The sequence below is a fragment of the Nocardia sp. NPDC058058 genome (assembly GCF_042885355.1).
Taxonomy (GTDB): Bacteria; Actinomycetota; Actinomycetes; order Mycobacteriales; family Mycobacteriaceae; genus Nocardia.
The window spans coordinates 432,308-444,407 of sequence record NZ_JBHVSA010000005.1 but is presented as its reverse complement, the minus strand read 5'-3'; the positions used below and the strand labels follow the sequence as shown (position 1 = coordinate 444,407).

The window sequence follows — 12,100 nt, the reverse complement described above, 5'->3', positions numbered from 1 at the left end:
GCCATCGCCATTTCACGTACACGAACTCCTGCCGGGGGCTGCCGAAAAGCGTTGCCGGGGATAGCCACCCGGACCCCGCCCCCTAACAATGACCGACAATATCCCGCGCCGAGCCATTCCCGTCAAGCCGACGGTAAAGATTTCGGCACGGTCCGGCGGTGCTGCCGGACCGTGCCGCGCATTCGGTGCCGCGGCACCGGATTTCAGCGGTCAGCGGTTGCGTTCCACGGCTAGGGCGGCCTTGCGGGCGGCGACCAGGATGGGGTCCCAGACGGGGGAGAAGGGGGGTGCGTAGCCGAGGTCGAGGGCGATCATCTGGTCCACGGTCATGCGGGCGGTGAGGGCTACGGCGGCGATGTCGATGCGTTTGGCCGCGCCCTCGCGGCCGACGAGCTGGACGCCGAGCAGGCGGCCGGTGCGGCGTTCGGCGAGCATTTTGACGGTCATGGGGGCGGTGCCGGGGAAATAGCCGGAGCGGCTGGTGGATTCGATGGTGACGGTGAGGTACTGCAGGCCCGCCGCGTGAGCGTCCTTCTCGCGCAAGCCCGTTCGGGCGACTTCGAGGTCGCAGACCTTGCTCACGGCGGTGCCGACGACGCCGGGGAAGGTGGCGTAGCCGCCGCCGATATTCGCGCCGATGATCTGGCCGTGTTTATTGGCGTGCGTGCCCAGGGCGATATGGCGTTCGGTGCCCGAGACCAGGTCCAGCACTTCGACGCAGTCGCCGCCCGCCCAGATGTTCTCGTGGCCGCGCACCCGCATGGACAGATCGGTGAGCAGGCCGTCGTGCAGGCCGAGCGGAAGTCCCGCGGCGCGGGCCAATTCGGTGGCCGGGCGCACACCGATGCCGAGCACCACCACATCGGCGGGGAATTCGGCGTCGGCGGTGGTGACGGCGCGGACCCGGCCGTCGGCATCGAGCAGCACTTCGGTGAGTTCGGCATCGCAGAGCACGCGAATGCCCATGCCGTCCATGGCTTTCCGGATGAGTGCGCCCATATCGGGGTCCAGGGTGGCCATGGGCTGCTGGCCGCGATTGATCATGGTGACTTCGTAGCCGCGGTTGATCAGGGCCTCGGCCATTTCGACGCCGATATAGCCCGCGCCGACCACGACGGCTCGTCGACCCGCGGTGGATCCCAGGGTTTCGATGAGCGCCTGGCCGTCGTCCAGGGTCTGCACCCCGTGCACACCGGGCGCGTCGATGCCCGGAATGGGCGGGCGGATCGGTGTCGCCCCGGTGGCGATGACGAGTTTGTCGTAGCCGACCCAGGTTTCGGTCCCGGCCTCGAGATCACGCGCCCGCACCCGGCGGCCGGGGACGTCGATCTCCAGGACTTCCACGCGCATGCGCAGATCGATCTCGCGCGCACGATGTTCTTCGGGGGTGCGGGCGATGAGCTCATCGCGATCGGTCACATCCCCGCCCACCCAGTACGGGATGCCGCAGGCGGAGAAAGAGGTGAAATGGCCGCGTTCGAAGACGATGATTTCCAGCTGTTCCGCCGATTTCATGCGCCGCGCCTGCGAGGCCGCCGACATCCCGGCCGCGTCCCCGCCGATGATCACCAGACGTTCAGTCATACCGATGACGTTACGTCGCCGGTCCGCCAGCGGGTGCGACCGCATGGTGGTAGTACTGGACCAATGAGCGCGAATGACCCCGACGCCGACAAGGTCCTCGAGTTGGCCGGTCAGATCTTCGACTTCGCACGCCAGGGAGATGCCGAGAAATTGGGCGCGTACCTGGATGCCGGGGTTCCGGTCAACCTCACCAATGAGAATGGCGACAGCATTCTGATGCTGGCCGCGTACTACGGCAACGAAGCGGCGGTGCTGACGCTGCTCGAGCACGGCGCGGACCCCAATGTGACCAATGACGCGGGCCAAACACCTTTGGCCGGAGCGGTTTTCAAGGGTGAGACCGGAATTCTGAAGGCGCTGATCGGGGCGGGGGCTGATCCCGATGCCGGGAGTCCCTCCGCGCGCGATACGGCGGCGATGTTCGATCGCACGGCATTCCTCGAGAGCTTCCTGAAGTAATACGACGATGGGCATCCGCCGGATAGCGGATGCCCATCGTGGTTCGTTTGTCAGCGTTCGTGTGTCTCTTCCAGGACCGTGCGGCCCAGCAGGGCATAGCGGTCCGGATCACGGCGCTTGAGGTACTGCGCCGCGCCGATGCCGCCCACCACGATCGCCCCGACCAGCCACGGGGTGGCTCGCAGGACGAGGGAGCCGGATTCGCTGCCCGCCGCGACACCCATATTCACGATCAGCAGCCCGACCACCGCGAGCATGGCCAGCCCGCCGGTGAGCGGGGCCACGAAGGTGCGGAACCAGTGCCGGGTCTCCGGATGGTTCCTGCGGAAGTACCACAGCACCGCGAACGAACAGGTCGACTGCACCACCAGGATCGCCATGGTGCCCAGGATGGCCAGCAGCGTGTAGGTGCCCGAGTACGGATCCTTGCCCGCGAGCCCGAAGCCCAGCACCAGCAGCGCCGCGAACACCGTCTGCACCAGGCCCGCGATATGCGGGGAGCCGTGACCCGGATGGGTGCGGCCGATGGTGCGTTGCAGCGCGGGGATGACGCCTTCGCGGCCCAGGGCGTACAGGTAGCGGGCCGCGCAATTGTGGAAGGCCATACCGCAGGCCAGCGATCCGGTCATCATGAGCCACTGCATAGCGATCACGGCCCAGTGCCCGACATAGGCGGTGGTGGGATTGAAGAACACATCCATCGGGCTGTCCGAGCCCGCCAGCTTCGCGGATTCCTCGATACCGTTGCCGGACATGGCCATCCACGACACCAGCACGTAGAACACGCCCACGCCGAGCACCGCGATCATGGTGGCCTTGGGGATGATCTTCTTCGGATTCTTGGATTCCTCGCCGTACATGGCGGTGGATTCGAAGCCGACCCAGGACCAGAAGGCGAAGAACAGGCCCAGCCCGGCCGACGGACCGGCGAAGGCGTTCACCGGGTTCAGCGGTTCGAACGAGAAGCCGTCCGGGCCGCCGCCGTGCACGGCCACCGCGATCGCCATGACCGCGAGCACCAGCACCTCGGTGCCGAGCAGCACCACCAGCAGCTTCTCCGCCACCGCGATACCGAACCAGGTGCCGATGGCATTGACGCCGATCATGATGATCGCGAACACCCACCACGGCACGTGCACACCGAATTGCGCCCCAACGGTATTGGTGCAGAAGCTGGCGAAAATGCCGACCAGCGACGGTTCGAACACCATGTACGCGAAGGCCGCCAGCAGACCCGACGCCAGGCCGACGGTGCGGCCCAGACCGTAGGAGATGAAGCCGTAGAACGCACCGGTCGCGGTGATGTGCTTGGACATGGTGGTGAAACCCACCGAGAAGATGGCCAGCACCACCATGGCGATCAGGAATCCGGCGGGTGTGCCGGTACCCGTGCCCGAGGAGATCATGAACGGCACATTGCCGGTCATGGCGGTGATCGGGGCGGCGGTGGCGACGGCCATGAAGACCACACCGAGCAATCCGACGGCATTCGGCTTGAGGCGATGCACACCCGAAGCGCCACTTGATGATTCGGCGGGGTCTACCGGGGTCACCGGCGCTGCCTGTATTTGCTGGGTCATGAACTCATCTCTCTACGAACCGGTTTCAGAGCTAAAAGGGATTCAGCGGACGGGTGGCCGGGTACCGGACCACGGCCGCGCCTGTTCGATTTGCGCCGCCAGGGATATCAAGCGCAATTCGCTGTCCGGCGGGCCGATCAATTGCGCCGACAGTGGCAGGCCGCCACCGGAGAATCCGGTGGGAATGGCGGCGGCCGGATTGCCGCACACATTCCAGATATTGGTCCAGCTCGCCGCCGGAAGGGATTTGAGCGCCGCGCCGTGGAAATCCATTCCGGTGAGCTGCCCGACCGGCCAGGCCGGACCGGGGGTGGTCGGGGTGATCAGCACATCGGCGGTCTCGAAGAACGGCATGACCGCGCCGATGACCGCATCGGTCGCGGCACGGGCGGCGGCCATCGCGCCGGGATTGTCGAAAGCTGTTGCGTAGAGCGCGAGTTCCCGGGTGCGCAACTCCAGCAGATCCGGATGATCGGCCCGCCGGGATTCGGCGGCGGGGGAGACCAGCCACATCGGCTCGAACGCGGCGGTGATATCCGGATAGGCGGGCTCACCATGAAAGACGTGATGGCCCAGCGATTCCAGCAGTCGGCCGAGCGATTCCAGCGCGGCGGCGGTTTCGGGATCGACTGTCGCGGTGAGGCTGGCGGGCTTGGTGGAGATGGCGATGCGCAACGGAGCGGGCGGAGTCGCGGCGGCCTCGGCGAACGTGCCGTTCAACGCGCCCGCGCTGTAGATGTCCACGCCCGGCGTCGAGCCCTGGGTGATGTCGTAGAACAGCGCCGAATCCCGCGACCGATCGGGACAGACAGCCGATGACGCCCAGGTTGTTCCACAGTTCCCGATTCGGCGCGGCGCTCACCCGGCCCAATTGCGGTTTGAGACCGAATAATCCGCACCAGGAGGACGGCAGGCGAATCGAACCGCCGCCATCACCACCCACGCCGAGCGGGGCCAGGCCCGCCGCCACCGCGGCCGCCGTCCCACCCGAGGATCCCGCGGTCGAACGCGACAGATCCCACGGATTGCGGGTGATCCCGTGCGCATCGGATTCGGTGAACGCCCAGATCCCGAACTCGGGCATGGTGGTCTTGCCCAGAATCACCGCACCCGCCGCGCGCAGCCGGGCCACCACCGCGCTGTCCCGCGCGGCCGGAACCGAGAACGCCCCGCCGCCATAGGTGGTGACAATGCCTTCCACATGGTCCTCGTCCTTCACCACGATCGGCACACCGTGCAGTGGTCCGAGCCGTTCCCCGCGTGCCTGCCGCACATCCAGATCGGTGGCCTGACCCAACGCCTGCTCCCGCATGATCGTGGTGAAGGCATTGAGCGCCGGGTTCAATCGATCGATCCGATCCAGGAACAGCGTGGTGAGTTCGGTGGCCGACACCTGCCCCGCCGCGATGAGCCGCGCCAGTTCGGTGGCCGGGGTGAAGGCGAGTTCCGCGACATCGGAGGCGTCGGCGGCGGCCGGCCCCGGGCGGACCAACCCACCCCCGCCCACCGCCGCGATGACTGCCGCCGTCTTCGCCGCCAATCCCAGTGCGGTGCGCCGATTCACGACCGTCGAATTCCGATACCCGGCCGGAGAATGCGTGGAATCGCTCGCGGAGATATCCGCGATGCGATACCTGCGGCCCTGTTCGGTCACCGTCGATTCCACCTTCCCGATTCCACCCGTCCTGTGTTGTTGCGAAACCGTAGTTGGCGGCTGTTTCGGGGGAGTCCTGTCGCGGTGACCGGGAACGAGAGAAATGGGGCGGTATTTCTCTCACGCCGCGATAAATGGCCGTAACCGGAATTAACCTGCCCGACATCGGGATCGAGCACGCTGTGGGACTTCATGTCGCAGCAGTAGAGAGTTGGATCGAGAATGCCCGCGCCGACGCCGAGTCCGCCACTGGTGGTGCGGCGGTCGGCGCTGCGCGGGCTCACTCGCCGCAAACTCCCGTTCCTGCCGGTGTTCGCGCAGTCGGTGGCGGCCATCGCGCCGTCCGGGACCGCCGCTGTCACACCGCCTTTCGTGATCAGCGCGGTGGGCGGGGGTGCGAGTGTGCTGGCGTTCGTGGCGGCGGGGCTGCTGGCCACCTGTGTGGCGCTGCTGATTCGGCCGATGGCGCAGCGGCTGGCGGTCAGTGGCGGGCTCTATACCTATGTGGCGCAGGGGCTCGGGCCCACCGTGGCGATTCCGGTGGGCTGGTCGGCGATCGTCGGATACGGCAGTGTGAGCGTGGCCGGATTGATCGCGGTCGGCACCTATGCCGGGCAGTTCGCCGAGACGGCGGGAGTGAGCGGATTCGGTTCCACCGCGGCCATAGTCGCGGTGCTGCTGATCGCGGCGGCGGTGGCGGTACTGCTCATGGTGCGCGGGATTCGCGTCTCCGCGGGGGCGACGCTGCTGGTCGAATGCGTATCGGTGGCGGTGGTGCTGGCGCTCATGATCTATCTGCTCACCCGGGGCGGCGGCGGTGCGGAGCTGCCGCTCGAGTACACCGAACATCCCGGCACCGGCAATCTGGCCATGAGCGCGGTGGTGGCCATCAGCGCGTTCGTCGGGTTCGAGAGCGCGACCACGCTGTCCTCGGAGTCGTATCGGCCGTTCCGATCGGTGCCGCGCACGCTGGTGTGGACGCCGGTCGCGGCGGCGGCGATCTATGTGGTCGCGGTGTGCGCGGAATCGATTGCGCTGGGCGGTGGTTCGGCATTGAGCGCGGGCACCGAGACGCCGGTGACCGATCTGCTGCTGCGGCAGGACGCGCGGGTGCTCGCGGCCGTGGTGGATCTGGGCATCGCCGCCTCGTTCTTCGCGTGCACGATCGCCTCGACCAACGCGCTGGTGCGGGTGCTGTTCACCATGGGACGCGAGCGCATCGCGCCCGCGGTGGTGGGGCGGGCGCATCGGCGGTTTCGCACGCCCGCGCATGCGATCGTGCTGGCGATGGGGGTGATCACGGCCTGTGCGGTCGGCGCGCTGCTGGCGGGTACCGAACCGCAGGACGGCATTCGGTCCTTCCTGACGCTCAGTGCCCTCGGCTATCTCGGCAGCTATCTGCCCGCCTGTCTGGCCGGGCCCGCGCTCCTGCGGCGGATTCACGAATCCAGCCGGGCGCTGAACGTGCTGGGCGCGGTGACGGCGGTACTGCTGGCGGTGCTGGTGGGGGCGGCGGCGTTCTCGAATCAGAGCAACAATGCCGAACTGCTGACGGTCTATGCCGCGGTGCTGGGCGCATCGCTGCTCTACACCGCCTGGCTGCGAGTCTTCGCGCCGGATCGATTGCGCGGCATCGGTATCTACGATGAGCCGCGGCGCACCGATCTGCTCCAGACCGCGACGTTCCGGTAGCGCGATGAAGGATTCGCGCCGCGCGAACGCGGTCTCCAATTCCCTGGCCATTCTCGAAGTGGTCGCCGATTGCGGGGTCGGGGTGACGGCCAAGGAGATCGCGCATCGCCTGGATATGGCACCGGCGACCGCGTATCGGTTGATCAACGCGCTGGTCGCGGACGAATATCTGGTGCGCACAGCGGATTTGCGCGGCTTCGGGCTCGGGGTGCGATTGCGCGGACTGGCGGGGGCCCTGAATACCCCGGTGGTGCCCGCGGCGGCGCGCGGATGCCTGGACGAGTTCCGCTCCACGACGCGATTCGCGGTGCACCTCATGCATTTCCGCACCGATTCGGTGCAGGTGGCCAATGAGGATCCGGATCACCCCGTGCCGGGGGAGCGCGAATTGGTCCGGCATCCGCATGCCTCGGCCGCCGGTAAACTGCTGCTCTCGACGCGAACCCAGTGGCGCGCAATGATTTCCGATCCGGCGCGGATCACCACGCACACCCATGTGGAGCATGCGGTGCTGGCCGAGGAGATGCGGGTCATCCGGGATACCGGCTATGCCGGCGCGGTCAATGAGCTGGTGCCGGGCATCGCCTGTCTGGCGTATCCGGTGTACAGCGAACACGGCACCGCCGAAGGCGCACTGTGTATTTCAGGACCGAGCGGCCGGTATGCGGCACTGCTCGAACATGATGAATCGGCTCGTAAGTACGCGAAACTATTAGGCCCGCTGCTGTATTGACAAGTACGGCCGCTTGCCGTGCGTAGCCGATCGATCTGCGCTGTCTTGATCAGCGCCGCACCACCTGCCCCGACCCTGACGCGAACCTTGGGCGGTAGGTCACGGGTGACAACACTGGCACCGGTGGCCGGGGCGGGCGGGCACTCCAACAGGTGCCACAGCCGAATGGGGCACGTATCCGTCAGCGGCTGTGGTCACAGTCGTTGGTGTCATCAGTTTCAGGTGGAATCACCCGGATACGATGTCCCACTTTGGGACACTTGAAGGTGGAAGGCAGCAAACTACGGCGAGAGGGGCACCCGTGAGTCCGGCCGTCCACAGCATCCCGGTCGTGCGTGCGCGCGAAAGCTTCCTCAGCTCGGGTGATCTACCCGTGAACGGGGTGTCCGGTCTGGTGTCGGCATCCTGGCAGCGATCGGTGCAGGCGGGCGTCAGCGATCTGTCGAATGTGCTGGATCGTGGCTATATCGGCGATCTCGACCTGCAAAGCCGGTTCGTACAGTGCGCGCTACCCGTAATCGACCGTCTCGAACGGGAATTGAGCGATCTACCGGTGAGTATCGCACTCGCCGACCGCAATTCGCGGGTGCTGTTGCGGCGCGACAACCAGCGGTTACTGGGCGGACGGTTCGACACCGTGTTCTTCGCGCCCGGCTTCAACTACAGCGAGGGCGAGGTCGGCACCAATGGCGTGGGCACCGCGCTGGCCTCGGGCCGGGCCGTATTCATTACCGGGCATGAGCATTTCGCCGAGAACATCACCGTCTTCGCCTGCGCCGGCGCGCCCATCCGTGATCCGCTGACCGGACTGGTGCAGGGTGTACTGGATCTGAGCTGCCTGGCCGCCGACGCCAGCCCCTTCATGCATTCGCTCGCACAGCAGGCCGCCCGGAATATCGAAATCGAGCTGCGCGCCAGCGGATCGGTGCATCAGCAGGCGGTCTTGGAGCATTTCCTGCGGGTCAGCCGCACCGCGCGCGGACCGGTGGTCTCACTCGGCGGGGACGTGTTCATGAGCGATACCCGCGCCAATCAGCAACTGCTGCCGCAGGAGAAGGCCTACATCCGTGAAATCGCCTCCGGGCTGGGCGGATTGCGCGACAGCATGGTGCTCGACGTCGAAATGCCCTCCGGCCGCTCCGCCCGGGTGCGACCGGAGACCGTGACCGTCGGCGCGGATATCGCGGGTGTGGTGCTGCGGGTCGATCTCACCGCGCCGGAGCCGAGCGTTCGCCGCGCCCCGGTGAAATCGGTTGGCATGCCCGAGATCCCGGGTGACTCCGCCGCCTGGCGGCGCGTCACCGGCGAGGTGGTCGACGCGGCGCACACCGCCGCGCCCGTGGTGCTCACCGGCGAATCCGGCACCGGCAAACTGGCTTTGCTCACCGCCGCTCACCGCCGCACCTTCCCGACCCGGCCCCTGGTCGTCATCGACTGCCGCACCGACCCGGTCACCCGGGTCCTCGAGGGCCTCGAAGCCGCCCGCCTCCCCACCCTTGTCCTGGCCCACCTCGACGAATTACCCGGCGACTACGACGATCTCGACCGCATTCTGGAATCCCTCGACCACGACGGCTGGCTGGCCGCCACCATGTCGAGCGCGAACTCCGGCTGCGGTTCCCCCTCGTCATCCCGGCATGCTTGTGGCCGGGATCCACACCCCCAATTGGATTCCGTGCTGCGGCATTTCGAGGTCTCGGTCAGTGTCCCGCCGCTGCGGCATCGCATCGATGATCTGCCGCAATTGGTTTCGCATCTGCTGGGTGCGCTCGCTCCCCGCCGGACCGTGGCGTGTACGCCTGCCACGCTGCGGGTGCTGCTCGGGCACGATTGGCCCGGGAATGTGACCGAGCTGCGAGACGCGTTGCGCACGGCGCTGACTCGGCGGCCGGTGGGGGATCTGCGAGCGGAGGATCTGCCCGAGACCTGTTTCGTCTCCGGCGGGCGCAGGCTCACGCCCATCGAGGCGGCCGAGCGCAGCGCGATCGTGCGGGCGCTCATGCAGACCGGCGGCAATCGGCGCGATGCCGCCGTGCTGGTCGGGATCGCCCGGTCCTCGCTCTATCGCAAGATCCAGGCGTACGGAATTCGGGTGGGGCAGAAGCTCACCGGGTGAGCGCCTGCCCCCGTCGGCTCAGAGGCTGACCGGGTACACCGGCTCCTGAATGTCCGGCTTGATGCGGTTCTCCACGAAGATGCCGTGCCACACCATGAACACCAGCAGCGTCCACAGCCGGCGCGAATGATCGATCGGGCCGGTGCGGTGCGCTTCCAGCATGGCCAGAATCGCGGGCTTGTTCAGCAGGTGATCGGTGCCGGAATCGGCGATCTGCTGACGCGCCCAGTCGAACAGCTCCGGGCCGCGCAGCCAATGCCGCAGCGGGACCGGGAAACCCAGTTTGGCGCGGTGCAGTACATGCGGCGGGACGATGCCCTCCAGTGCCTGGCGCAGCGCGTATTTGGTGGTCTCCTTGGTGATCTTCTGTTCGAACGGGATCTGCTCGGCGACCTTGAAGACCTCGGAATCGAGGAAGGGAACCCGCAATTCGAGCGAATTGGCCATGGTCATCTTGTCGGCCTTGACCAGGATATCGCCGCGCAACCAGGTGAACAGGTCAAGATGCTGCATGCGCGCGACCGGATCCATGGCGCGGTCCTGCACGCCGTAGATGGGGCCGGTGACATCCTGATGCGTCCATTCCGGGCGGAATTCGCGCAGCACCGAACGCAATTGGGCGTCGTTGAAGCTGCGGGCATTGCCGTAGTAGCGGTCTTCCAGCTTCAGCGAGCCGCGATGCAGCAGACTCTTACCGCGGGTGCCTTCCGGAATGCGATCGGACAGCAGGCCCGCGAGCTTGCGCACCCGCTTGGGCAGGTACTCGAACGGCTTGAGCGACAACGGCTCCCGGTAGATGGTGTAGCCGCCGAACAGCTCGTCCGCGCCCTCGCCGGACAGCACCACCTTGACGTGCTTGCGGGCTTCCTTGGCGACGAAGTACAGCGGCACCAGCGCCGGGTCGGCGACGGGTTCGTCCAGGTACCAGACGATTTCGGGAATCGCGCCGGCGAAATCCTCCGGTGTCACCATGCGAATGAAATGCTTCGCACCGATGGCGGCGGCGGTCTCGGCGGCCACATCTGCCTCGGAGTATCCCTCGCGCTCGAACGCGGAGGTGAAGGTCAGCAGATTCGGATTGTGCCGAATCGCCAGCGCCGCGATAGCGGTGGAGTCGATACCGCCGGACAGGAACGAACCGACGGTCACATCGGCGCGCATATGCTTGGCGACCGAATCCTCCAGCGCCTCCGCGATTTCGCGGTACCGGGGCTGCGTGTCGCCGAACGGGCGCACCCGGAACTGCGGGTTGAAGTAGCGGGTGATGCGCGGGGCGCGGCCCGGTTCGATCCAGGCGTAGCAACCGGATTCGAGGCGGCGGATGCTCTTGTGCAGCGTCTCGGGCTCGGGCACGTACTGGAGCACCGTGTAGTGCTCGAGCGCGCGGGGATCGAGCTCGTCCGAAAGCTCCAGTTCCGGAAGCAGTTCCAGCAGGCTCTTCTTCTCGCTGGCGAACGCGGTGCCGCCCGGCCCGGTGGCCAGGAACAGCGGCTTGATGCCGAACGGGTCGCGCGCGATGAACAGCTTGCCGGTCTCGGTATCCCAGATGGCGAAGGCGAACATGCCGCGCAGGCGTTTGGCGGCCTCGGCTCCCCAGTAGTGGAAGGCCGCGACGATCGCCTCGGAGTCGCCCTCGGTCGCGAACATCGGCTCATCGCCGAACTCGGCCTGGTGCGCGGCCTTCAGCTCCTCGCGCAGTTCGAGGTAGTTGTAGATCTCGCCGTTGAAGGTGAGCGCGTAGCGCTCCCGATTCTCCGGTGGGCCCCAGCGCAGCGGCTGATGCGAATGCTCGATATCGATGATGGACAGGCGATTGAAACCGAAGATCATCCGATCGTCGTTCCAGGTGCCCTTCTCATCTGGGCCGCGGTGCCGCTGGCAGTGCAGCGCCTCGTACACCTGCGCCGCCGTGGTCTCGACCGTCCGCCCATCCGGGGTGGTCGCCGTCTGAGCCGTCAGAAATCCGAGCAGTCCACACACTGCGGGCAGAACCTCGTTTCCGGAGTAAAGGAGAGTCACGCGTCGATACGCGAAACGTACTGTCCGAGTATGCCGCACGCGCGTTGATCGCGCCGCCAGAGGCCGTATCCACGGGTTATGAGGTTCTCGGAGTGTCGAAGCCGACCCCATCACAATGGTGTGCCCGGTTTGGTCTACGCTGCGTAGTACTCGGGAACTCCCGGGGCTGATCCTGCGTTGCGCGCGATCGGTTCCAGAGGTTCCCAGCGTGCTGTAGTTGTGTCGCCCGGCGGTAGGGAGCCCGGGCGATGCCAGTCGAATAG

General features: G+C 66.8%; 8 protein-coding genes and 1 pseudogene. 4 read left to right on the top strand and 5 right to left on the bottom strand.

The window, feature by feature from the left end:
* Positions 1 to 210 precede the first annotated feature (210 nt).
* Entirely contained in the window at positions 211 to 1,584 is a 1,374-nt protein-coding gene (locus tag ACFVUS_RS40595; RefSeq protein WP_387779710.1) for an FAD-dependent oxidoreductase, read from the bottom strand.
* Positions 1,585 to 1,647: 63 nt separating this feature from the next.
* Here ACFVUS_RS40595 and ACFVUS_RS40590 point away from each other — a divergent pair, with 63 nt between their 5' ends.
* Positions 1,648 to 2,043, top strand: a complete 396-nt coding sequence (locus ACFVUS_RS40590; protein ID WP_387779707.1) for an ankyrin repeat domain-containing protein — start codon at positions 1,648 to 1,650, stop codon at positions 2,041 to 2,043.
* A gap of 50 nt (positions 2,044 to 2,093) precedes the next feature.
* Here ACFVUS_RS40590 and ACFVUS_RS40585 read toward each other — a convergent pair whose 3' ends face one another.
* The 3 genes and pseudogenes from ACFVUS_RS40585 to ACFVUS_RS40575 form a co-directional block, all read right to left on the bottom strand.
* Complete coding sequence (locus tag ACFVUS_RS40585; RefSeq protein WP_387779704.1) at positions 2,094 to 3,623, bottom strand: APC family permease; 1,530 nt, start codon at positions 3,621 to 3,623, stop codon at positions 2,094 to 2,096.
* A 42-nt stretch (positions 3,624 to 3,665) separates the two neighbouring features.
* Positions 3,666 to 4,367 carry an amidase family protein gene (locus ACFVUS_RS40580; RefSeq protein ID WP_387779701.1) on the bottom strand — a complete coding sequence of 234 codons (702 nt, stop codon included), beginning with the start codon at positions 4,365 to 4,367 and terminating at the stop codon, positions 3,666 to 3,668.
* Positions 4,368 to 4,476: 109 nt separating this feature from the next.
* Positions 4,477 to 5,016, bottom strand: a pseudogene (locus ACFVUS_RS40575) (amidase family protein); the annotation flags it as partial.
* Between the two features lie 483 nt (positions 5,017 to 5,499).
* Between ACFVUS_RS40575 and ACFVUS_RS40570 the strand changes: the two are divergent.
* From ACFVUS_RS40570 to ACFVUS_RS40560, 3 genes are all read left to right on the top strand, one after another.
* Entirely contained in the window at positions 5,500 to 6,969 is a 1,470-nt protein-coding gene (locus ACFVUS_RS40570; protein ID WP_387779698.1) for an APC family permease, read from the top strand.
* Between the two features lie 4 nt (positions 6,970 to 6,973).
* Positions 6,974 to 7,702, top strand: coding sequence for an IclR family transcriptional regulator (locus tag ACFVUS_RS40565; protein WP_387779695.1), 729 nt, complete (start codon positions 6,974 to 6,976; stop codon positions 7,700 to 7,702).
* Positions 7,703 to 8,033: 331 nt separating this feature from the next.
* On the top strand, positions 8,034 to 9,818 hold the full coding sequence (locus tag ACFVUS_RS40560) for a sigma-54-dependent Fis family transcriptional regulator (RefSeq protein WP_387779692.1): 1,785 nt from the start codon (positions 8,034 to 8,036) through the stop codon (positions 9,816 to 9,818).
* A gap of 18 nt (positions 9,819 to 9,836) precedes the next feature.
* On the opposite strand, the gene asnB is transcribed toward ACFVUS_RS40560, so the two are convergent.
* On the bottom strand, positions 9,837 to 11,798 hold the full coding sequence (asnB, locus tag ACFVUS_RS40555; protein ID WP_387779689.1) for an asparagine synthase (glutamine-hydrolyzing): 1,962 nt from the start codon (positions 11,796 to 11,798) through the stop codon (positions 9,837 to 9,839).
* Between the last annotated feature and the right edge of the window lie 302 nt (positions 11,799 to 12,100).